General features: G+C 37.5%; 23 protein-coding genes. 8 read left to right on the top strand and 15 right to left on the bottom strand.

Features of this window, described 5'->3' with window-relative positions; all coding sequences use genetic code 11:
* Positions 1-19 precede the first annotated feature (19 nt).
* Complete coding sequence (locus tag B9N62_RS05115) at positions 20-883, top strand: VIT1/CCC1 transporter family protein (RefSeq protein WP_087584661.1); 864 nt, start codon at positions 20-22, stop codon at positions 881-883.
* Here B9N62_RS05115 and ribD read toward each other — a convergent pair.
* From ribD to B9N62_RS05055, 12 genes are all read right to left on the bottom strand, one after another.
* Positions 880-1,941, bottom strand: a complete 1,062-nt coding sequence (gene ribD, locus B9N62_RS05110) for a bifunctional diaminohydroxyphosphoribosylaminopyrimidine deaminase/5-amino-6-(5-phosphoribosylamino)uracil reductase RibD (RefSeq protein WP_087584660.1) — start codon at positions 1,939-1,941, stop codon at positions 880-882. The genes B9N62_RS05115 and ribD overlap by 4 nt on opposite strands.
* A gap of 15 nt (positions 1,942-1,956) precedes the next feature.
* Positions 1,957-2,508 carry a hypothetical protein gene (locus tag B9N62_RS05105; protein ID WP_087584659.1) on the bottom strand — a complete coding sequence of 184 codons (552 nt, stop codon included), beginning with the start codon at positions 2,506-2,508 and terminating at the stop codon, positions 1,957-1,959.
* Positions 2,509-2,521: 13 nt separating this feature from the next.
* Positions 2,522-4,171 carry a formate--tetrahydrofolate ligase gene (locus tag B9N62_RS05100; protein WP_087584658.1) on the bottom strand — a complete coding sequence of 550 codons (1,650 nt, stop codon included), beginning with the start codon at positions 4,169-4,171 and terminating at the stop codon, positions 2,522-2,524.
* A 1-nt stretch (position 4,172) separates the two neighbouring features.
* Positions 4,173-4,589: a ribosome maturation factor RimP gene (gene rimP, locus B9N62_RS05095; RefSeq protein WP_087584657.1), complete on the bottom strand. Its 417-nt coding sequence runs from the start codon at positions 4,587-4,589 to the stop codon at positions 4,173-4,175.
* Positions 4,582-4,947, bottom strand: coding sequence for a 30S ribosome-binding factor RbfA (gene rbfA, locus B9N62_RS05090; RefSeq protein ID WP_021090755.1), 366 nt, complete (start codon positions 4,945-4,947; stop codon positions 4,582-4,584). The genes rimP and rbfA overlap by 8 nt, the downstream gene beginning before the upstream one ends.
* A complete protein-coding gene (infB, locus tag B9N62_RS05085) occupies positions 4,944-7,592 on the bottom strand; it encodes a translation initiation factor IF-2 (RefSeq protein WP_087584656.1) in 2,649 nt (882 codons plus the stop codon). Before infB ends, rbfA begins: the two co-directional genes overlap by 4 nt.
* Positions 7,579-7,833, bottom strand: a complete 255-nt coding sequence (locus B9N62_RS05080; RefSeq protein WP_072594698.1) for a hypothetical protein — start codon at positions 7,831-7,833, stop codon at positions 7,579-7,581. Before B9N62_RS05080 ends, infB begins: the two co-directional genes overlap by 14 nt.
* 21 nt (positions 7,834-7,854) lie before the next feature.
* Positions 7,855-8,739 (bottom strand): homoserine kinase, encoded by an 885-nt coding sequence (gene thrB, locus B9N62_RS05075; RefSeq protein ID WP_087584655.1) that lies wholly within the window; start codon positions 8,737-8,739, stop codon positions 7,855-7,857.
* A gap of 8 nt (positions 8,740-8,747) precedes the next feature.
* Complete coding sequence (locus B9N62_RS05070; RefSeq protein ID WP_257640183.1) at positions 8,748-9,080, bottom strand: glycoprotease; 333 nt, start codon at positions 9,078-9,080, stop codon at positions 8,748-8,750.
* 110 nt (positions 9,081-9,190) lie between these two features.
* A complete protein-coding gene (gene lpxC, locus B9N62_RS05065; protein WP_084041565.1) occupies positions 9,191-10,075 on the bottom strand; it encodes a UDP-3-O-acyl-N-acetylglucosamine deacetylase in 885 nt (294 codons plus the stop codon).
* Between the two features lie 60 nt (positions 10,076-10,135).
* A complete protein-coding gene (locus B9N62_RS05060) occupies positions 10,136-11,506 on the bottom strand; it encodes a M23 family metallopeptidase (protein ID WP_087584653.1) in 1,371 nt (456 codons plus the stop codon).
* Positions 11,507-11,568: 62 nt separating this feature from the next.
* On the bottom strand, positions 11,569-12,399 hold the full coding sequence (locus B9N62_RS05055) for a prephenate dehydrogenase (protein WP_084108777.1): 831 nt from the start codon (positions 12,397-12,399) through the stop codon (positions 11,569-11,571).
* An 89-nt stretch (positions 12,400-12,488) separates the two neighbouring features.
* Between B9N62_RS05055 and bamA the strand changes: the two genes are divergently transcribed.
* The 7 genes from bamA to recO all read left to right on the top strand — a co-directional run bounded on the left by bamA (position 12,489) and on the right by recO (position 19,156).
* Complete coding sequence (gene bamA, locus B9N62_RS05050) at positions 12,489-14,744, top strand: outer membrane protein assembly factor BamA (RefSeq protein WP_084108780.1); 2,256 nt, start codon at positions 12,489-12,491, stop codon at positions 14,742-14,744.
* 129 nt (positions 14,745-14,873) lie between these two features.
* Positions 14,874-15,788, top strand: a complete 915-nt coding sequence (gene accD / locus B9N62_RS05045; RefSeq protein ID WP_087584824.1) for an acetyl-CoA carboxylase, carboxyltransferase subunit beta — start codon at positions 14,874-14,876, stop codon at positions 15,786-15,788.
* Positions 15,789-15,790: 2 nt separating this feature from the next.
* Positions 15,791-16,246, top strand: a complete 456-nt coding sequence (locus B9N62_RS05040) for a 23S rRNA (pseudouridine(1915)-N(3))-methyltransferase RlmH (protein WP_087584652.1) — start codon at positions 15,791-15,793, stop codon at positions 16,244-16,246.
* A gap of 10 nt (positions 16,247-16,256) precedes the next feature.
* Entirely contained in the window at positions 16,257-16,613 is a 357-nt protein-coding gene (gene dksA, locus B9N62_RS05035; RefSeq protein ID WP_087584651.1) for an RNA polymerase-binding protein DksA, read from the top strand.
* 9 nt (positions 16,614-16,622) lie between these two features.
* The gene (locus B9N62_RS05030) at positions 16,623-17,621 is read left to right on the top strand and encodes a uroporphyrinogen III synthase HEM4 (protein WP_087584650.1); all 999 of its coding nucleotides are present in this window, start codon (positions 16,623-16,625) and stop codon (positions 17,619-17,621) included.
* Positions 17,618-18,541 carry a tRNA dihydrouridine synthase gene (locus tag B9N62_RS05025; RefSeq protein WP_087584649.1) on the top strand — a complete coding sequence of 308 codons (924 nt, stop codon included), beginning with the start codon at positions 17,618-17,620 and terminating at the stop codon, positions 18,539-18,541. The genes B9N62_RS05030 and B9N62_RS05025 overlap by 4 nt, the downstream gene beginning before the upstream one ends.
* The gene (gene recO / locus B9N62_RS05020) at positions 18,542-19,156 is read left to right on the top strand and encodes a recombination protein RecO (RefSeq protein ID WP_087584648.1); all 615 of its coding nucleotides are present in this window, start codon (positions 18,542-18,544) and stop codon (positions 19,154-19,156) included.
* Positions 19,157-19,426: 270 nt separating this feature from the next.
* On the opposite strand, the gene B9N62_RS05015 is transcribed toward recO, so the two are convergent.
* From B9N62_RS05015 to fabD, 3 genes are read right to left on the bottom strand one after another with little or no spacing between them, the layout of a single operon-like run.
* Positions 19,427-20,185, bottom strand: coding sequence for a tRNA 2-thiocytidine biosynthesis TtcA family protein (locus tag B9N62_RS05015; protein WP_087579673.1), 759 nt, complete (start codon positions 20,183-20,185; stop codon positions 19,427-19,429).
* Positions 20,182-20,865 carry a 5'-methylthioadenosine/adenosylhomocysteine nucleosidase gene (locus B9N62_RS05010; RefSeq protein ID WP_087584647.1) on the bottom strand — a complete coding sequence of 228 codons (684 nt, stop codon included), beginning with the start codon at positions 20,863-20,865 and terminating at the stop codon, positions 20,182-20,184. Before B9N62_RS05010 ends, B9N62_RS05015 begins: the two co-directional genes overlap by 4 nt.
* Positions 20,862-21,791, bottom strand: a complete 930-nt coding sequence (gene fabD, locus B9N62_RS05005) for an ACP S-malonyltransferase (protein WP_087584646.1) — start codon at positions 21,789-21,791, stop codon at positions 20,862-20,864. Before fabD ends, B9N62_RS05010 begins: the two co-directional genes overlap by 4 nt.
* Positions 21,792-21,797: the final 6 nt, after the last annotated feature.

Genomic DNA, 21,797 nt, shown 5'->3' with positions numbered 1-21,797 from the left:
AATTTAAAAAGGGGAATTTATGCTAGATAAAAAACGTGCTTTAAAACAGCTACAAAATGAAGCAGATGATACCGCTATCTATACGTTACTCGAAGCTAGTGAAAAAAATGAAGAAAATAAAAAAATACTTCGTAAATTAATCACTGAGGAAAAACGACATTATGCTTTTTGCCAAAAGATAACAGGTGAGAGCAGAAGTGCAAATTTATTCAAAGTCATTTTCTACACGATACTTGTTAAAATTTTTGGTACATCTTTTACTTTAAAATTTATGGAGTCACGTGAAGAAGACGCAGAGCAATTTTATCTTGGTATCGTTGATGAGTATCCTGAAGCTAAAGATATTTATGAAGAAGAAGTAAATCATGAAAACAATTTAATCTCTATGTTAAAAGATATAAAACTAGTCAATGCCGGTGGCATTGTTCTTGGTATGAATGACGCATTAGTTGAGCTAACTGGCACACTAAGTGGTATCGCACTTGCTTTTTCAAATACAAAATCAGTTGGCGCAACAGGCCTTATCATGGGCATTGCAGCTGCTCTTTCCATGGCTGGCTCAGCATATCTTGAGTCAAAAGAAAATCCAAGTGACGAGATCAAACCGCTTACCTATTCGCTCTACACAGGTGGTTCGTACATCATAACAACGGCGTTTTTGATACTTCCATTTTTCATCTTTTCAAGCGGTCTTTACGCTGTCTTGTCAATGTTTTTCTTTGCCTTTGTTGCCATTATCACTTACAACTTTTATATAAGCGTAGCAAAAGAGCTTAAATTTTTGCCAAGAGCGATTGAGATGTGCGTGATAACTTTTGGTGTTGCGATCATTTCATTTGGCATTGGCTTTTTAGTCAAGCACTATTTTGGCTTAGATATTTAATCCAAAATTTCATACCAGGTGTAGCTATCGTCTCCAAAATTTCCACTAAATAGTGGTTTTAAATTTAGATCAAGGCTCAGGTTTTTACCATCCTTAAAATTTGAGCTTTGATAGATAAGCAGCCATTTCACGTTTGCTAACTTGCCCTCTTTTACAAGTTTTAAAAACTCACCAGCGCCTTCAAACATACTAAGTCCTTTTAAACTAAGCTCTTTTTGAATGCTAACTTTGCGATCTGGTACGCTAAAAAGTGGCAATGTTTCATCAAATTTATCACTTCTTGAGTAGATTATGACGTCTGGGTTTTTACCGCCACTTACTAGCCTACTGTCAAGCTTTGGGCGATCAACTCGCACTGTGTTGCCGCCGATCACTAGCGTATCTATAACGCTTCTAAGTTTATGGACGTGCTTGCGACTAAGCTCATTTGTGATGATGCCGCCACTTGCCACGCCATTTTTGCTAAGAGCTATTTTCAAAAAACTAAATCCACCATTTTGATAGGCTAAAAATGGCTCAAACAACTTATCGCAGCACTCTTTTAAAACGCCAAATTTAACTCTCACTCCAGCACTCTTAAGCAAAATAGCACCGCCACTTGCTATTTTATTTTCATCATGACTACCTATTATTACCTCACTAAAACCAAGCTCTTTTAGTAAATTTACACAAGGTGGCGTTTTGCCATGATGCGAGCAAGGCTCAAGAGTGACGTAGGCTTTTGCATTTTTTAGTAAACTTGAGTGGTTGTTTAGTATAAATTCGTAAGTAAATTTTGGCTCTAAAAGGCCAAATTCGCCATTTTTTATATTAGAGCCAAATTTAGCATTATATGCTTTTATAAAATTATCTTTAAATTTTTCACTTTTTTTGCAAAGCGCAAAGAGTATCGCTGTCGGTTCAGCGTGTAAATATCCAGCCTTTTCATGAGCCTTGCAAGATAAAATTTGCCCATTTTCATCAAGGATAAGGCATCCAACGGCTGGATTTGGATAGGTCAGGATCTGAAATTTCCAAGCCTCACTTAAAGCAAGATCCATATAAAATTCGTCGTTCATCTTAGCAGACTATTTTTATTTTCCTATATCTTTTATCTCATCAACAAGAGTTTTTGAGATCAAGTCGATATCGGTCGGCTCATCCTCTGCGTCCCATCTAAATGCAGCAATCTCCGTCAAAACAGCGATCTCTTTAAAATAGCTATACTTTGTCGTAGAGAGTGGTATAGCATAAGAGACCAAAAGCCTATCTGCGTTATCATAAATTTTCACGCTGTAGCTAAAATGTGGCTTGTTTAACGCTTTACCACCCCAGTTAAACCATCTTTCATAGTCCATTTGTATTTTTATCTTGAAGCTATTTTCGTCCCCTAAAATACCCTGCTCTTTTAGATGTTTGCTTATAAATTCCACAAACTCATCACGAAGTTCGCTTTCATTTTTATAGTTAGTGTTGTGCTCGTATGTAGTTGGTTGATTTGTCAATGTTAGGTTAAAATCACCAACAATGTATTTAGCCACGCCTTTTTGTATAGGCGTTGGCTCAACATTATATTTATATCTTCCCGCGCATCCAACGAAGAAAACACCTAAACCTATTAAAAAGAGTATTTTTACAAATTTCATACTTTTCATAAATTTATGACAAGCCGTCGATCTTGCCGTCTGCGTCTATCTTCATATTGACAGCGGCTGGTACTTTTGGAAGTCCTGGCATCAGCATGATCTTACCGCAAACCGCGACGATAAAGCCAGCTCCCGTTCTAATATCAAGATCTTTTACGCTAAATGTAAAGCCCTTTGCTCTGCCTAAAAGCTTTGCGTCATCGCTAAATGAGTACTGCGTTTTTGCGATACAAACTGGCAAATGGCTTAAATTTAACTCTTTTATCATCTCAATCTTTTTAAGGGCAGCCTCTTCAAAGACTACCTCACCAGCTCCATAAATCTCTTTAGCGACCTTTTCTATTTTAGTTTTTGTATCGTCGCTCATATCGTATGTGAAATTTATCTTGCTTGGCTTATCACACTCTTTTAAAACTAGCTCAGCAAGCTCAACCGCACCTTTGCCACCTTTTACAAAATTCTCGCAAACTGCCACTTCTACGCCAAGCTTTTGGCAGTACTCTTTTACGAAATTTATCTCTTCTTCAGTATCAAAGCCAAATTTATTTAGTGCTACAACTACATTTTGGCCAAATTTGCCTTTTAAGTTTCCGATGTGTCCGCCAAGATTTTCAATACCTTTTTTAAGAGCACTCATATCTGGTTTTGTGATCTCATCTTTATTTGCTTCGCCGTTATATTTTAGCGATCTGATCGTACTTACAAGCACTACAGCACTTGGCTTAATGTTTGCGATCCTGCACTTTATATCTAAAAATTTCTCCGCGCCAAGCTCCGAGCCAAAGCCAGCTTCAGTAATGACATAGTCTGCTAAATTTAGAGCTGTTTTTGTAGCGATAACAGAGTTGCAGCCATGTGCGATGTTTGCAAATGGACCGCCATGCACGAGCGTAGGTGTATGTTCAAGTGTTTGAAATAAATTTGGTTTAATCGCATCTTTTAAAAGTATGCAAACAGCGTCTTCGCAACCAAGATCACGCACGTAGATAGGCTTTTTATCGCTATCATAGGCGACCATGATATTTGCCACGCGCTCTTTTAGATCAGAGAGGCTCGTAGCCAGGCAAAGTACGGCCATGATCTCGCTTGCGGCGGTGATGTTAAAGCCATCTTCTCTTGGCACGCCGTCCGTTCTACCACCCTGTCCTACTGTGATAAATCTAAGCGCGCGATCATTCATATCCATACAGCGCTTCCATAAAATTTTCTCTATTTTTAGCGGGTTTTCTTGATAAAGACTATTGTCTATCATCGCCGAAATAAGATTATTTGCGGATGTTATAGCATGAAAATCACCAGTAAAGTGTAAATTTAGATCCTCCATCGGCGCAAGCTGCGAGTAGCCACCACCTGCTGCTCCACCCTTTATGCCAAAAACTGGTCCCAAAGATGGCTCGCGAAGTGCTAGGCAAACCTTTTTATTAAGTGAATTTAGTGCGTCAGCTAGACCGATCGACATAGTCGTTTTGCCCTCGCCGTATGGGGTTGGATTAGTCGCAGTGACTAAGATGAGCTTTGAGTTTGACGGCTCAAGCCTTGGAGAAATTTTTGCCTTATATTTGCCATAAAGTTCAAGCTCGTCTTCGCTTAAACCTAGTTTTGCGGCAACTTTACTGATGTGTTCTAGCTTTGTTTGGTGAGTTATCTCGATGTCGCTTAGCATTTTACCACTCCAAATATGTTTTTGCTTTTTTTATCTCACTGATGTTGATCTCAAAAATTCCCTCTTCGTTTTCTACTGCGATGCTCTCTTCGTCTGCTTTTACGAGCCTTCCTGCAAATTTCTCAGCCTCGGTTTGAATTTTAACTAGCTCACCGATGCTTGATTTAAAATGAGATGGCTTACTAAGCTTTCTCTCAAGGCCAGGTGAGCTAACTTCGAGGTTATAATCCCCGCTAACTGGCGGTGTCACGTCAAAAATAGGCGAGAGCAATCGACTCACTTTTTCACAGTCGTCAAGGCTCACTCCGCCATTTTTTGTGATATAAACTCTAAAAATAGCCCTACCATTTTCATTTGCGATCTCGCTATCGTAAAGCTCGACACCGCATTCGCGTACTAGTTTGTCTAAATTATCCATTTTTGTTTAAATCCTTTGAAATTTTATCAAACAACTTATCCATATGGTTTTGATACTCTAATCTATCATCAAATTTAAAGTGAAAATTTGGGCATCTGTACCAGCCCTCAGCTGCCATGCAGTGGTTTTGCAAATGCCTACAAACTCGCTTTAAATGCCCCAAAATATACTCTTGTTCACGCTCATCAAATGCCATTTTGTCAAGATAAACAAAGGCGTCGTATCTGCCTTTTTTACACTCGACGTCAGTGACGCAAAGACCTTTTAAAATGCTATCTTCAAGAGTGGCTAGAGCCTCTGGTATGAGCTCTTTTAGCACGCTCTCTGTTCTCATACGCTTTATTTCGTTAGCGTTCATAGAGTAGCTTTCTCCTTAACTTCTTTAAAGCTTTCGATGTAGTCATTTTCTCTGATGTCGTTGAAATTTTCGATACCAACGCCACATTCATAACCTTTAGCAACCTCTTTGACGTCATCTTTGAAGCGTTTTAGTGAGCTAACTGAGCCCTCATAAACAACCACACCTTCTCTAATAAGGCGAATTTTTGCCCCTCTGTTTATCGTGCCCTCAGTGACGATACATCCAGCGATAGCACCAACTTTTGGCACATGGATCACTTGGCGAACCTGAGCTTGACCAAGCTGCTCTTCTCTAATTATCGGTGACATTAGTCCGCCCAAGATCGCTTTCACATCGTCAATTAGATTATAAATAACGTTGTAAGTTTTAATCTCAACGCCGCTCTCTTTTGCCTTTTCTTTTATCTCACCAGTTGGTCTTATGTTAAAACCAAGGATTATACAGTCTTCGCTCGCACTAGCAAGTGCTACGTCGCTTTGCGTGATGCCGCCAACACCAGAGTGGATGACATTTACTCTGATCTCATCATTTGCTAGTTTTTCTAAGCTTGCTTTTAGTGCCTCAAGTGAGCCACCAACGTCAGCTTTGATGATGACTGGAAGCGTCTTTAACTCACCCTCAGCGATCTTAGCACTAAGCTCGTCAATACTAACTTTTGTGCTCTTGCTAAGCTCTTTTTGGCGGATATATTCAGCCTTTTTCTGTGCGTATTCACGAGCCTCTTTATCAGTTTTTACACCTATTAGCGTCTCGCCAGCCTCTGCTATCTCGCTAAGACCTACTATAACACCGCATTCGCCTGGTTTTATCTCTTTTAGTGGCCTGCCCTTATCATCAAGCAAACTTCTTATCTTGCCATACGCAACGCCTGCAACAACAGTGTCACCAACATTTAATGTACCGTTTTCAACGATAATGGTAGCTACTGGGCCACGACCCTTTTGAAGTGAGCTCTCGATAACAGTTGCTTTTGCGTTTGCTTTTGGATTTGCTTTTAGCTCCAAAAGCTCAGCTTGTAAAAGCACGATCTCCAAAAGATCATCTATACCTGTACCCATTTTTGCAGAGATTGGCACAAATTCATACTTTCCACCCCACTCTGTTGGCATAATGTCAAGCTCAGCAAGACCGGTTTTTACTAGATCAGGATTTGCTGACTCTTTATCCATTTTGTTTATCGCGATGATTATTGGCACACCAGCGGCTTTTGCGTGGCTGACCGCCTCTTTTGTCTGTGGTTTTACGCCGTCATCTGCTGCAACAACGATGATAACTATATCAGTTACGCCAGCACCCCTTGCACGCATAGCGGTAAACGCTTCGTGACCTGGAGTGTCGATAAATGTGATATTTTTGCCGTTTTTATTTACCATATAAGCACCGACATGCTGAGTGATACCGCCAGCCTCGCCAGCTGCTACGCGAGAATTTCTAATGTAATCAAGTAGTGAAGTTTTACCATGATCAACGTGACCCATGATGGTTATGACTGGTGCTCTTGGCTGAAGATTTTCATCGTCTTTTATCTCTTCTTCATAGGCTGCTACGTAGTCAAATTCTTTTTGATCGTCGATGATATTAACCTCTACATTAAACTCATCAGCCAAAATTTCGATCGCATCTTCATCCAAAAAGTCATTTTTTGTTGTCATCATGCCAAGCATGAAAAGCTTACCAATAATCTCGCTTGGCTGTTTGTTCAGCTTTTCAGCAAATTCATAAACACGAATCTCTTTTGGAATATTTATAGACGTCACGGCTTCATTGTTTTGTTTATTTTCAGGCTTTTTGTGTTTTTTTCTAGCTCTTCTTTGAATGCCACCTTCACCAAAAGAATTTATCGTGTTATTGACCGTAGTTCTCATAACGTTTGGCTGTTTTGTCTTTTGAGCAGGTGCTGGTGCTGGGGTTTTAAAACTAAAATCAGGAAGAACGACTACATCTTCATCTTCTAGTACAATGTCGCCAAAGTCACTTCCGCCAAGTAGGTCCATCTTCTGGACGCTATCCTTTTTACTTACAACAACTACCTTTTTATCTTTTTTCTTTTTCTTAGCTAAATTTTCATCATTTGCTGAAAACATACTTTTAAAATCGCTTATATTAGCTATGCTTGGTTCAGGCTTTTTCTCTTCTTTTGTAGCAATTGGCGCCTCATAATCTTTTTTCTTTTTTACTATCACAAGACCACGTCTTTTTTGAGTCACATCAGCCAAGCTCTCTTTTGGTCTTGGAGCTTCGACTTGTTTTTGCTCTACTTTGATTTCTTCTTTTTTAGGCTCAATTTTTTGTTTTTCTTCTAAAATTTGTGCCTCTTTCTTAGGCTCAGCTTTTACCGACTTTGACTCAGTTTTAGTAGTAGCTTTTTTAGGTTCACTTTTTTGTTTTTCTTCTTTTTTTACTGACTCTTTTTCTACTTCTTTTTTAGACTCTTTTTTTGGCTTAGGTTCACTCTTTTTCTTTTTAAATTTATCTGGTATCACACCAGTTTGAACATATTCATATATAGCTTCGGCCTCTTCAAGGCTAACTGCATTTGAGTGAGTTTTGACTTTTAATCCTAACTCTTGAGCTTTTTCTACTATCTCTTTACTTGGATAGCCAAGCTCGTTTGCGATCTCTGAAATCCTAACATTGCTCATTTAAGAGTATCTCCTTTAACTTCGGTGCATCACAAATAAAAGCACCTTTAGTTTGTTTATCAATTATTTTTTTTAAAATTTTTATATCTTTTTGCATACATTTGTCGCACAGATAAAAGCTACGACCATTTCCTTTGCCATGCTCTAAATTTTTACCTACCAAGCGGTATCTTTTTAGCAAGCTCTGAGAAATTTTAATTTTACAAGCGACACATGTCCTTACAGGATTATTTTTATTCATTATATCTTTTTAAACTTGTTTTTAGCTTTGCGTAATTTCGTATCCATCGTTATCAAATAAAAAAACCTCAACCCTAAAGTCACTAAATTTACTCTTTAAAATATCTTGTAAATTTTTAGCATCATCTTTATAAGAGATGTTTAAAAAGCTTGAACCTGAGCCTGAAAGCGTACTCATTAAAGCACCATTTTCATAAGCTACTTTTCTAACTTCAAAAAGTTCTTCTAAAGCGTGCATTCTACGCTCTTCATGCATCAAATCTTTGCTTGCTATTTTTAAGAGATCATACTTTTTTTCATAAAAACAAGACGTTAAAAAAGCGGCATGAGATAAGTTATTTACGCATTCTTTCATCGAATAGTTCTTTGGTAAAATTTGTCTTGACGAGGATGTACTCATTGGTTTATTTGGGATAACAACTACTGCTTTTATCTCTTCGCTTAAACTTATTTTATTTGCGTAAACATTGCCATTTTTTACGATCGCGCTGATAAATCCACCGTGAACTGCTGGCGAGATATTATCAGGATGGGTTTCATAGATGATAGCTTTATTTAAAACTGTATCTTTACTTGCCTTAAAACCAGCCATTTCGTACGCTGAAGCAATGGCTCCAACGATAACAGCGGAGCTACTGCCAAGTCCCCTTGAAAATGGGATATTATTTTCAAAAACGACTCTAAAATTTTCATTTTTACCAGTTAGCTCAAAAAAAATTTCATTAAAAATACTTAAGAATATATTATTTCTCTTTAAATTTACACTTCCACTGCCTTCGCCGTTTATCGACACTGAGCTAAATTTTGCTGGCTCGATTTTCACGCTATTAAAAAGCCTCAAACTAAGCCCCAAAGCATCAAAACCAGGACCCAAATTTGCACTTGTTGCAGGCACTAAGATATTCAAAATTTCTCCTAAACTGCTTGGATGATATAATCTGGAAGTGTATCTGAATTTAGTTTTAATTCATCTAAATTTAAAGGCAACCTAAATCCTACTGGCTCTACTTTTTCAAGTGAAATTTTGCCATCTTTTAAAATGAAGCTTAAATTTTTATTTGCTCTGATCGCTTGGCCTCCATTTAAGCTAAATCCACTAACGGCGTAAAATTTGCATCCTTTCGCCAAAGAAAATGTTTTTAAGATGACATAGGCCGCCTTTAGCCCCATGAAGCTTCCTGGCGTATTTGCATAGATAATTTTTGTGATATTAAATTTAGAGGATAAATTTTCTAAGATTTTTATCAAAACTTCACTGACATGTTCATCAGTTGTAATTTCATCAAATTTTACGCCGTCTTTATATGCTCCAACTAAAAGCGGAGTAGATAAAGAGGCAACTAAAATTTCAATATTTTCTATGCAAATACCTTTTGATACTCTTTTAGAAGTTCACCATTTAGAGTTGCGATCTCGTAGTTTTTCTCATCGGCCATCAAAGCAAGAGTTAATTTGTGATTTAGATCGTGGCTTCCAGCAAATGCTGTATAATCGCCCAACAAAGGCGCTCCAAGCAAGCTTAAATCACCAATCGCATCTAAAATTTTGTGCCTTACAAACTCATTTTCAAATCTCAAACCTTCTGGATTTAGGATATGTGTATCATCGATTGCCACAGCATTATCAAGCGATGCACCAAGAGCTAGATTTTGAGCTTGCAAACGTTGTAAATCTTTCAAAAAGCCAAAAGTCCTAGCACGAGCTATATTTTTTATAAAAGAGCTTTTACTAAAATCAAAAACATATCTTTGTTCACCAATAACTGGATGATCAAATTTTATCGTATAGTCAAATTTTGGACTTCTTGAAGGTGAAGTTCGTACAAATTTAGAACCCTCAACGACTTCAACTTCACGTCTAACAAGAATTACTTTTTTACCGGCATCAAGATATCTTATGCCAGCCTCATCAAGTAGCATGCAAAAGCTTATCGCACTGCCATCCATGACTGGAATTTCATTTGCATCAACAGAGATTCTAATATTATCAATGCCATAACCATTTATGGCTGACATTAGATGCTCAATCGTACTAATAAAGCCCTTTTCATTGCCAACAACGGTTGCCATCTGCGTATTTATCACATTTTTAGGTTCGGCTTTAAAACTAATACCAAGATCTTCGCGGTGCAAAATAATACCAGAATTTGCATCAAGAGGTTCTAGTATAAGTCTTATCGGCTCACCCTTGTGAAGCCCTATACCAACGGTCTCAACGCGTCTTGCGATAGTAGTTTGTTTCAAAAATTTTCCTTATATTTTCTAATCCGCTTATAATAGCACTAAAAAATCAATTTTGCAAATTTAGTTCTTGTCTATCATCGCCTTTGCGGCATCTAAGACACTAGTCACATTATCTTTTATCCACTTTTTATCCATCCATTGCTGAGGTCTCACTTCTTCGCCTTGGACTAAAATTCCAAAGTGAAGGTGATCCCCAAGTGCAAGGCCGCTAGTTCCAGTAGTGCCTATCTGATCGCCAGCTGCAACAATATCACCTTCTTTTACCCTAGAGCTTGAGCAGTGTCCATAAAGTGAATAAAGCCCAAATCCATGATCGATCACGATGTTTAATCCATAAATTCCATTTTCTGATGCAAGCACAACACGCCCAGCATTGGTAGCTATTATTGGAGCTGCCGCCACGCTTGCAAAGTCTATTCCCATGTGCCAAGACTCGCTTACCTGCTCGTTATTATATGTATAGTAACGATGATCGGCGAAGTCAGCCACCTTTTTACCATTTCTTAGTGGATAAAATGGAGTCACACTAAAGCCAGTTAGCATCTCATCGCCAGGATTTGTAGTAAGTGCTGTTATTTTTTCTTCGTTTGAATTTCTAAGTGTTTCATTGACAAATCTCATCTTTTCAAGTCTTGAAAGTGCGCTTGGATCTTTTGCGTATTGATCTGTTAGATCGACTATCTTGCCATCTAAAAATTTATCATTTAATGCAATTGTTGAAGTTTTATATTTTACATTTTCATAAAAATATCTCACGTGAGACTTGCTCTCGTTGCCTGCAAAGTCTCTAGCAATGACTTCTGCGCTAAAATTTTCAACCTGAACAGGCCAAGCAACAAGTGCTGCATAAAAGCCCTCTTTATAAAATGGCACTGCCTTAAATTTTTTACCAAAATTTGTCTGGACATAGGCCTCTTTTAGCTGGTTATCAGTCGCTCTAAACACCACAACAGCACTACCACCTTTTGAGATAGAATAAGATTGCGAAAGTACGTAAAGATCAGGCTTTGAAGTATCAAGCACTACTTCAACCTTTTTGCTAGCTTTGTTGCCAGTAAAAAAACTCCATTTGCTAGTATCTACAGCTTCGATATTCATCTCATAGGTATCTTTTTGAGCAAAAAAGCCAGTCTTTGGAAAGGTTAAATTTACATCAAGCTCAGTACTTGGATTTTGTATGATTTGATTTAACAAATTTAGATCATTTTTCCCATCATTCATACTAATTCGTACAAATTTTATACCACTATCGTCTTTAAATTTGATATTCATTGGGGTTCTAAGATTCCAATAAACCTTATCAGCAACACCGATTATCGGTTCATTTCGCTCAAAATCTTTTGACATCAAAGCATAGCCAAAACCACCGGCTAAGATTAAAATTAGCAAAAGCACAACAATACTAAAACCGCCAATTCCACGTCTATACATATATTTTTACCTTAAATTTAATTTGCAAAATTTTACACGTAAATCAATAAATTTTTAGTTAATTACAAAATTTCTCTTACAGCCCTAGCGTCGCTCATCCAGGCAAAAAGTTCGTCCCAGCGTTCATCTTTGATGAGATCTTTGCACAAATTTAGCTCTTTTTCAAACATATTTATAGCTTCAACAACATTATTTTTATTTTGCTTAAAGATATCGCTCCACATAAAAGGCGAACTCTTTGCGACACGTATCATACCCTTAAATGTAGGTCCGCCAAGTGCTACGATGTGCCTTTTATCCTCTTCTTTTAAAATTCCACTCGCTAGAGAAAATGCAATCGCATGAGGCAAATGCGAAATAAGACCCACGTGATGATCATGTTCTTTCGCACTCATAAAAATGATTTTCATGCCAAGGCAAGAAAATAGCTCCACACTTCTTTTTACATGTTTTTCTGCGCTCTCTGCAAAGTCGCAAACGATAACAGTTGCTCCTGTGTAAAGTGATTTAAAAGCAGCCTCTGGACCAGAATACTCAGTACCTGCCATCGGGTGAGCTGGGATGAAATTTTTACGAATTTTTTCTGGCACGGCTTCTATTATCTTTTGTTTGGTCGAGCCAAAATCAATGATAGTTGTATCTTCGCTGATATCAGTTAAATTTTGCACGATGCTCACGATAGCCTCGACTGGAACAGCCAAAAAGATGATGTCACACTTCTTTTTCATCTCGTCAATGCTTAAAATTTCATGCACCAAGCCAAGCTCTAAGGCCTTTTTGCTATGATTTTCGTCTTTATCGTATCCGCTAACACAAGAGATTAATTTTTCATCTTTTAGTGCAAGACCAAGCGAGCCACCCATAAGACCAAGTCCGATGATACCTATTTTCATAAAAAACCTTCAAAATTATAAAATTTAAATTTATTAAAAATAAAATATGATATTATACGCACTTATACTAAAACTCTAGGTTAAATTTAATGAAAAAGAAATTATTTTTATTAGCATTAGCTTTCAGTGGCCTAAGCGCACAAACAATCCAGTCAATAAATTTTAAAGGACTAATTCACCTTTCGCCTGAAGTAGCAAGCCAAATAATGGGCTTAAAAGTCGGTCAGGATCTGACTCCAAAGCTTAGCGATAAGGCGATCACAAATTTATACAAACAAAACTATTTCGACGATATCTACATAGAAGATACAGGCAATGGTAATCTTTTAGTAGCTGTAAAAGAGAAGCCAAGTGTTGCTAGGGTCGATCTAAAAGGCGTCGTAACAAATGACAAAACTGCCATAGAGTCGTTAATCAACATCAAACCAGGCAATATGTATGATGAGCTTACAATAGAAAAAACTAAAGAGAGAATTCGTCAGTATTATGAGTCAAAGGGTTATTTTGATACCGTCGTAGACGTAGAAAAACAACCAGTTGCAGATAACGACAGCTCACTTTTTATAACACTCAACATAAACCGCGGCGAAAATATGATAATCAAAAATGTAAATTTAGTCGGCGCAAAAGAGTTTGATTATGACGACATTGAGCCAGTAGTTGCAAATAAAAGTAGAGAATTTATGGGCTGGCTTTGGGGTAGAAATGACGGTAAAGTTAAACTTTTTGAGCTTGAAAATGATCCAGCAAGAATACAAGACAAATATTTCCAAAAAGGCTATTTAGACGCGACTATTTCGTCGCCTTATTTAAATTCATCGTTTGATAATTACACAGCTGATCTTACTTATTATGTTCATGAAGGTGAGCCTTATAAGGTTTCAAATGTAAGCATTACAGCACCTGAAGAGCTGGAGCTTGACACTAAAAAGATCATAGATGACTTTAGGCTTGAGGCTGGCGATACGATGAACTCAGCAAGACTTCGCCAAGATATGAAAAAACTCGATGATATGGTTGCTGATAAAGGTTATGCGTTTGTGAAGGTCTATCCAAAGACTGATAAATTTGATGAAAATAAAACTGTCGATATTGATTATGAAGTAGATCCTGGCGAAAAAGTATATATAAGAAATGTTCAAATTTCAGGAAACGATAGGACCGTTGACCGCGTTGTAAGACGTGAACTTTATCTAACCGAAGGAAATTTATATAGTAGAACCGACCTTCAAGACTCAAAAGATGCGCTAAAAAGAACAAGCTACTTTGACGATGTCGAGATAGAAGAAGATCCAGTTGATAAAAATACAGTCGATCTAAAAGTAAAAGTAAAAGAAGCCTCAACTGGCTCAATAAGCGGCGGTATCGGATACGGTAGCAGCGACGGACTACTACTTAACGCTGCACTTTCTGACACAAACATCTTTGGCTCTGGTCTTCAAGGACAAGTAAGCGTAGATAAAAGTGACAGAGAGCTTTCAGGTCAGATAAGTCTTACAAACCCAAGAATTTTCGACTCAGAGTATAGCCTTGGCGGAACACTTTACGCAAATGACTATGACTGGAGAACATATAAAGAGAGAAGCTATGGCTTTAGCACAACACTAGGTAGAAAACTAACTAGAAATTTAAGTGCTTCACTTACTTACAACATTGAGCAAAGCAAAATTACCTTAAAAGATGATGAGCTAAGAGATATCAACACAAAAACCAAAAAAGAAATTTATAGAGAAGGTAAAGCCATAAAAAGCGCTATAACTCCAGCTTTAACATATAATAGCACCGACGATTATTACTTGCCAAGACGTGGCATCATAGCTAGCACATCATTTGAGATAGCTGGGCTTGGTGGCGATATAGACTTTATCAAAAATCGTACAAATTTTAACTACTACCTAGGCCTTAGAGAGTACATCGACTACGATCTTATCTTAAGATATAAAGCTAGCTTTGGCAAAATTTGGGAAAGAGGATATACTCCGATCAACGAAAGACTTTACCTTGGTGGTATAAGAAGCTTACGTGGTTACGAAAGCAGAACTGTATCTCCAAAGGTAAAATATAATGGCGACTACTACGAATATGGTGGCGAAACTTCGTTTAATAATTCAGCTGAAATAAGCTTCCCTATAATAGATCGTGTCAAAATGCGTGGTGTTGTATTTTACGACTATGGCATGATCGGCGAGAATAGCCTAAATGAGATAAAAAGATCATCAGTTGGTACTGGTATCGAGTGGATAACACCTATCGGACCACTTCAACTAATCTTTGCAAAAGCTCTTAAACCTAAAGAGGGCGATGATACAAATACATTTGAATTTACTATCGGAAGACGCTTCTAATAAGATACTTTAAGGGGACCAACTTGCCCCTTCAAACCTCTACAAATAAACAAACTTTAAGTCATATAAGAAAAAGCAAGGCAAACATTAGATATAATCCCACAATTTTTAATATAAGTGGGTAAAAATATGAATTTCTCAGATATTTTTTCAAAGATAAGAAAAGCTCAACCTCGTCCGGAAGAAGCGCCTACACACTGGGTAAAATGCGATAATTGTCACTCACTGATGTACTACAAAGAAGTTGAAGCTTGTTTTAATGTATGCCCAAAATGCGGCTATCATATGAGATTAAAAGCTACTGATCGCATAAATTTGATCTGTGATGAAGGTAGCTTTGTAGAATTTGACGCAAATTTAAAACCGGTAGATCCATTAAATTTTGTTGATAAAAAATCATACAAAAAAAGAATCACAGAAAATAAAGAAAAAACAGGACGCACAAGCTCAGTGATATGTGGCGAAGGTAAATGCGACGGGCAAGAGATCCAGCTAGTTGTTTTTGACTTTGGCTTCATGGGGGGTTCGCTAGCTTCAGTTGAGGGTGAAAAGATAGTAAGAGCGATAAAACGAGCAATAGAAAAACGCCAAGCTTTAGTCATAGTGAGTGCTTCAGGTGGAGCTAGAATGCAAGAGAGTACATTCTCTTTGATGCAAATGTCAAAGACATCAGCCGCTTTAAAACTACTTGATGAAGCAAAATTACCTTACATCTCAATACTTACTGATCCGACAATGGGTGGCGTTAGTGCCTCTTTTGCTTGGCTTGGAGATCTAATAATCGCTGAACCTGGCGCTTTAATAGGCTTTGCTGGTCAAAGGGTCATCAAACAAACCATTGGTGCTGACCTTCCAGAGGGATTTCAAAGAGCTGAGTTTTTATTAGAGCATGGCTTAATCGATGCTATTGTGCCAAGAAGCGAACATAAAAAATATATAAGCGATATGGTTAAATTTCTCACAAATAATAAGACAATACATCAAAAAGAAAGACAAGATGAGAGTGGAAATAACTTTGAACTAAAGCTAAAAACCAAAGGCTAAATTTGGAAATTTCAGTTTTTAGCATTCAAAAATCATTACGTGACAACTTTGAAAACGAGATACAAGAATATATAAAAATGAGTGCAAAATTTGCCAAGATAAACGATAAAGTCTTTTTCAATGAAAAAATAGCAAAAGCTCAAAGTACTGGAAAAAACGAAGCTTTAAGAGCTTATGATGAAATTTACGAACCAAATTTAAAAGGCTTTTGCGTAATGCTTGATGAAAATGGCTTGCAACTTGACAGCCAAGAATTTGCACAAATTTTAAACTCAAATTCACAAATTAACTTTTTCATAGGTGGAGCTTATGGCCTTAGCCAAAATTTAAAGAATAAAGCACAAAAAATTGTAAGCTTAAGCAAGATGACGATGGCTCATAAGGTTGCCAAGCTTGTACTTTTTGAGCAAATTTTTAGAGCACTTTGCATAAATGCAAACCACCCATACCACAAATAAAGGAATATAAATGACACAAACTGAGCTAAATTTTTTTAAAAAATTACTTGAAGAAAGAAAATTACAGATCAAAAAAAACATCTATGATTCATCTGTTGAAGTAAATGGCTTAAGAGATAGTGGTGTAAGCGACGAGTTTGATATAGCCTCAGTAAATACAGACCAGCTAATAGAGCATTCGATCTCGACGCAACAAAGAGCGGAGCTATCAGAGATAGATGAAGCACTAGAGAAGATAGCAAATAAAACTTATGGAATTTGTGACATGTGCGAAGAGGAGATCGGCGTCCCTCGCCTAAAAGTAAAACCGCATGCAAAATACTGCATAGCTTGTCGTGAGATAATAGAAAAAACAGCAAAAAACTAAGGAGAAAATATGAAAACCAGAAAATTTCTCGTCTACTGCATAATCTACATAGTAGTTGTTGCAGGACTTACCTATTCTCTTAATAGTTCAGACTTCACCTTTGAGCTCTTAGGTCAAGCCATAACCTTGCCAGTAGCTGTCTGGGTGGCACTTCCAGTAGCCATTTTGGCGCTCCTTGCCCTACTTCACATCGCATATCACGGATACGCCTTTTATAGATATAAAAAATGGATAAAAAAAGATAGCCAACTCTACAAAGACTTAGCAAAAGAGACGCTTCTTGGCTTTGAGAGCAACAAAGACTTCAAAACCGATACTTACAAGATCGCCTCACAGCTCACACGCTCTATCTCACCAGTAGGCGAGCTTAAAGATGTTGGTGTTGATGACGGCGAGATAAACAATATCTTACAAACCATAAAAAGCATAAAAAACAAAGAGATCGTCGATCTAAAGAAATTTAGACTAGCAAAAGATAGCAAGCTAAACATCCTAAACGAGCTAAACAAGATCGAGCAGATGCCTACTTACTATCTTGATGTGCTTAAAAATCAAGAGCAAAACGATAGCCTTAAAAAAGCGGCCTTCGATAAGCTCATAAAAACAGCTTCATTTAGCGAGATCAAAAAAATCGATCCAGAGCTAGCAAGCGAAGATATAATGACCATTATCACGCGTTTTGTAAATGATGAGATCGACCTAAGTAGCGATGAAATTTTTGATCTTTTAAATAATGCAAAAGTAACAAAAGTACAATACGACAAAGCAGCTATAATGCTTAAAAATAAGCTAAAACCAGACGCATTTATCGGCATCTTTGAGAAGCTAAAAAGCATCCATGCTGACGCTGATGAAGCCTACGTATATGCGCTATTTGAGCTTCAGATGCTTGATAAAGTAAGAGAGGCTATCGAAGGTAGCGACCCAGATGAGTTTAAAGAGATAAAGGTCTTGCTGTTTTTACGAGATAACGGCAAAATGGTGCCTAGCTCGCTATTTTTTAAATGATAGACTTTAGCAAAAAGCCACTTTTCTTAGCACCTCTTGCTGGCTTTTCTGACTTGCCACTAAGAAGCGTAGTTAAGAAATTTGGTTGTGATGTCACTGTTAGCGAAATGATCAGCGCAAATGCTCTAGTATATGAGAGTAGTGATAAAACTCTTGAAATGATTAAAAAATCCCCAAACGAAGAGCCTTATGTCGTTCAAATAGCTGGCAATGACACAGAAAATATAAAAAAAGCTGTGCAAATTATCAATAAATTTGATGGGATTTATGGGCTGGATCTAAACTGCGGCTGCCCCGTACCAAAGGTCGTTAGACAAGGTGCAGGCTCAGCCTTACTAAATAATCTTGATAAACTTCAAAGCATAATCTCAGCCATAAAAAGTACTTCAAACAAGCAAAGCTTAAGCGTTAAATTTAGGCTTGGCTTTAATGATAAAAATGAGATCAAAATCGCAAAAGCCTGCGAAGAAGCCGGCGCAGACTACATCGCAGTGCATGGGCGTACAAGAGCTGGTGGATACAGCGCAAAGGTTGATTACGAAGCGATCGCTAGAGTAAAGGCTAGTGTAAAAATTCCAGTCGTCGCAAATGGCGATATAAATGCGCAAAATGCAGATAAAATTTTAAATTTCACAAAATGTGACGCCCTAATGATCGGTAGAGCAAGCATCGGCAACCCTTGGATATTTCACGAGATAAAGACCAAAACTAGCGTAGATAAGGCGCTAAAACGAAAGATCATCCTAGCTCACTTTGATGCGATGATCGAGCACTACGGTGAGCACGGACTTTGCATATTTAGAAAGCACTTGCATCAATACAGCAAGGGCATCGACGGTGCAACAACCTTTAGAAACGATATAAATTTCATCAAAGACCTGACAGCGATGAGAGAGCGCATAAGGGAGTTTTTTGCCTAGATGCAAGGCTATATCCTGCGCGTGCAAAAGGTCAGAGACGAGGACCTTTTAGTCTTTGTGCTAACGCCAAATTTGCTCGTAAAGTCGTATAGATTTTTTGGCGCTCGCCACTCAAACATCATGACTGGCTACAAGATCGACTTTGAGCTAGAGCAAGAGGCGAAATTTCTACCAAAGCTTAGAAGCATACTTCATCTTGGCTTTAAATGGCTGCTAGAGCGAGACAAGCTCATCATTTGGCAGCAGTTTATGCGCCTACTTTATGATCATCTAAAAGAGGTCGAGCAGCTCGATAAAATTTATTTTAATGAGCTTGATCGCTGCGCCAAACAGATGCAGCTACAAAATCCAAAACGCCTTATCATCGAAAGCTACGTTAAAATTTTAGAGTATGAAGGTAGGCTTCACAGCGAGCTTGAGTGCTTCATCTGCGACGAGGAGATAGAGAACGAGCTTTGCCTAACTCGTGGTTTTTTACCCTCTCACAAGCACTGCCTTGATAGGAGCGAATTTGACGCTAGCAAGATCAAAAATTTATTTGATACAAAAAGCACGATCGAGCTAAATGACGATGAGATAAACCGACTTTATAAAATTTTACTTGACGGACTTTAAGTTATAGCTTGCTATTTTAAATAGCTATTTTTTAATATTTAAAGCACATGACTATTTTTTTAAGCTTAAATTTTCTAAGTTACAAAATTTTAACCAGTGGTTTTTGCACTAAATGCTTTTGTATTTGTTGTATATGACAGTTTTGATTTATGCACAAGTACAAGAATTTCATCTATTCATACATTTTGTATTTATTTTGACAAAAGCCAATTAAAATAGAAATATTTATAGATTGCTTCTTGGGATTAGTCCCAAAAAGCAAGTAAAATTTTACTCTTCACTACTGCTATTGAGAGCAAAAAAAGTATCAGTATGAATATTTTCAAATGCTGCTTTTAGCGAAGTAAAAAGCTTTGGATTTTCTTTTTCTAAAGTCGCTAAAAGCTGTTTGGTTTCATATCTAGCATGCGGCATCTTTACGTCAAATCTCATTGCAGGGCATGCTTCATCGCCAATGACTCTTAATTCATTTTTGATAGCATTTTCGCGAAGCTGTCTCTCGCGAATGAAGATAAACGGTCTAATAACCGTGATTCCATTTTTTGCAGTATATTTTGGAGCAAGCGTCCTTAGTGCACCATTATATGTAAAGTTCATAAAAAAGCTCTCCGCTGCATCGTCTAAATGATGAGCAATCGCGAGTTTATTAAAACCATGCTTTAAGGCGTAAGTATAAAGATAACCTCTTCTCATACGAGAAAAGAAACTACAAAAACTAGAATTCTTACGGATTTTCTCTTTTGAAATTTCAAAAATTGAGCTATCTATTACTTCGTGCTCTATTCCGTGCTCATTGCAATGCTTTGTAAGATAAGCGTAGTCCTCACCCATGCCGTAGCTTAGTGTTACTGCTTTAAACTCAAATTTTTCAGGTGTAACGTTTTGGATATGCTTTAGTACGTGAGCTAGTGCGAGGCTATCTTTACCACCGCTAAGACCAAGCAAGATCTTATCTCCGCCCTCTATCATCTTGTATCTGGCATTTGTCTGACCAACTTGCCTAAGAAGCCTTTTACTAAGCTCTATCATAAGCTTTCTACCATTTCAAGTATAAATTTTGCACTAACATTTGCTGAATCTTGCAAAAATTTATCAAAGTCAAACTCTGCTGCATCACCAGCTCCATCGCTGATAGCTCTTAGTATAAAAAATGGCACACCAAGTGTTTCGCAAACTAGTGCAACGCTAGCACCTTCCATCTCGGTAGCGCTCGCATTAAATATCTTTTTAATCCAAGCTTTCTTTTCATTATCGCAGATAAACTGATCTCCAGTCGCAATAATACCAGCGCTTAAGCTCATATCTTTTTTATCAGCTATCTTTTTTGCCAGTTCATTTAGCCCTACATCACTTTTGACAAAGATACTTGTGCCTGGCACATAGCCATAAGGATGGCCAAAAGCCGTAATATCAAGATCGTGTTGCACCAAGCTAGTAGCATAAAGCATATCGCCTATTTTTAAACTCTCATCAAGTGAGCCAGCTACACCAGTAAAGAGCAATTTTGAGGCCTTAAATTTTTCTACCATTAAAGTTGCCGTTATGGCTGCATTTACTTTACCTATCTTTGAATAGGCAATGACTAGCTCTTTTCCTTTATAGTTTGCTAAGTAAAATTTATTATTTGCATATTGAATAGTTTTATATTCACCGACCATTTCAAGGATCGGCGTTATCTCTTCTTGCATAGCTCCAAGTATCGCTATCATCTCTCCTCCAAAATTTTCACAACTTCTTCAAGACTTGCCATATCAGTAATACTATAAGTTGGCTTTTCGGTAATTTTTTTATTGATGCCCTTTAGCGTCGTAGCGCCAAGCTCGATAAAACAATCAACATTATTTTCATAGTTTTTAATGCTTTGTTTATAGCAAACTGGTTTTATTAGCTGCTCTTTTAGTAGGACTAGTGCTTCGCTTTTATCAGTATAAATTTTAGCATTTACATTTGAGACAACTGGAGAAAATTTGGCAGCCAAAGTACTCTCAAGCTCGCTTGCCAGCCTAACACTAGCTGGTTCAAGTATCGGACAATGGCTTGCTACTGACATATTTAAAAGCACTGCTCTTTTTGCGCCAGCTTCTTTAAATTTTGCTTCATAGCTAGCAAGATCAGCTCTTACACCAGCGACAACGATTTGTCCATCGCAGTTGTAGTTTGCAGCATAAATTTGTAAACCTTCTTCTCTTGCTTTTTTACAAATTTCTTCAACCACTTCATCACTAAGTCCAAGAACTACCATCATGCCAGCATCTTTGCCAACGCAGGCTTCTTGCATAAATTTACCACGTAAATTCACAAGCCTAATCGCATCAATAAAATTAAATGCTCCACTAACTGCAAGAGCAGTAAATTCTCCAAGTGAGTGCCCGAGACTAAATTCTGGTTTTTCTTTAATAAAATTTGAAAAAGCCAAATAAGTCATTAGCGAGTTTAAGACAATAGCTGGCTGAGTAAATTCTGTTTTATCTAACTTATCGTTTTGTGTAAATAAAAGCTCTTTGTAATCAATGCCAGTATCATTACAAGCATCATTTAAAAGTAATTTAGCAGTAGAAAAATTTTCGTAAAAGTCTTTACCCATACCAATACTTTGCGAGCCTTGGCCCGCAAAAACAAAAGCAAATTTTTTCATTTTAGC

Origin of the sequence: Campylobacter concisus (genome assembly GCF_002165785.1) — a bacterium.
In the GTDB taxonomy this organism is placed as follows: domain Bacteria; phylum Campylobacterota; class Campylobacteria; order Campylobacterales; family Campylobacteraceae; genus Campylobacter_A; species Campylobacter_A concisus_W.
Note: the sequence above shows the minus strand (reverse complement) of the source record. Positions and strands in the feature narration are given on the sequence as shown.

Bases quoted from the DNA above. Each gene is read 5' to 3' on its own strand.
- B9N62_RS05115 (WP_087584661.1), top strand. From the start codon at position 20: ATGCTAGATAAAAAACGTGCTTTAAAACAGCTACAAAATGAAGCAGAT.
- ribD (WP_087584660.1), bottom strand. From the start codon at position 1,941: ATGAACGACGAATTTTATATGGATCTTGCTTTAAGTGAGGCTTGGAAA.
- B9N62_RS05105 (WP_087584659.1), bottom strand. From the start codon at position 2,508: ATGAAATTTGTAAAAATACTCTTTTTAATAGGTTTAGGTGTTTTCTTC.
- B9N62_RS05100 (WP_087584658.1), bottom strand. From the start codon at position 4,171: ATGCTAAGCGACATCGAGATAACTCACCAAACAAAGCTAGAACACATC.
- rimP (WP_087584657.1), bottom strand. From the start codon at position 4,589: ATGGATAATTTAGACAAACTAGTACGCGAATGCGGTGTCGAGCTTTAC.
- rbfA (WP_021090755.1), bottom strand. From the start codon at position 4,947: ATGAACGCTAACGAAATAAAGCGTATGAGAACAGAGAGCGTGCTAAAA.
- infB (WP_087584656.1), bottom strand. From the start codon at position 7,592: ATGAGCAATGTTAGGATTTCAGAGATCGCAAACGAGCTTGGCTATCCA.
- B9N62_RS05080 (WP_072594698.1), bottom strand. From the start codon at position 7,833: ATGAATAAAAATAATCCTGTAAGGACATGTGTCGCTTGTAAAATTAAA.
- B9N62_RS05060 (WP_087584653.1), bottom strand. From the start codon at position 11,506: ATGTATAGACGTGGAATTGGCGGTTTTAGTATTGTTGTGCTTTTGCTA.
- B9N62_RS05055 (WP_084108777.1), bottom strand. From the start codon at position 12,399: ATGAAAATAGGTATCATCGGACTTGGTCTTATGGGTGGCTCGCTTGGT.
- bamA (WP_084108780.1), top strand. From the start codon at position 12,489: ATGAAAAAGAAATTATTTTTATTAGCATTAGCTTTCAGTGGCCTAAGC.
- accD (WP_087584824.1), top strand. From the start codon at position 14,874: ATGAATTTCTCAGATATTTTTTCAAAGATAAGAAAAGCTCAACCTCGT.
- dksA (WP_087584651.1), top strand. From the start codon at position 16,257: ATGACACAAACTGAGCTAAATTTTTTTAAAAAATTACTTGAAGAAAGA.
- B9N62_RS05030 (WP_087584650.1), top strand. From the start codon at position 16,623: ATGAAAACCAGAAAATTTCTCGTCTACTGCATAATCTACATAGTAGTT.
- B9N62_RS05025 (WP_087584649.1), top strand. From the start codon at position 17,618: ATGATAGACTTTAGCAAAAAGCCACTTTTCTTAGCACCTCTTGCTGGC.
- recO (WP_087584648.1), top strand. From the start codon at position 18,542: ATGCAAGGCTATATCCTGCGCGTGCAAAAGGTCAGAGACGAGGACCTT.
- B9N62_RS05015 (WP_087579673.1), bottom strand. From the start codon at position 20,185: ATGATAGAGCTTAGTAAAAGGCTTCTTAGGCAAGTTGGTCAGACAAAT.
- B9N62_RS05010 (WP_087584647.1), bottom strand. From the start codon at position 20,865: ATGATAGCGATACTTGGAGCTATGCAAGAAGAGATAACGCCGATCCTT.
- fabD (WP_087584646.1), bottom strand. From the start codon at position 21,791: ATGAAAAAATTTGCTTTTGTTTTTGCGGGCCAAGGCTCGCAAAGTATT.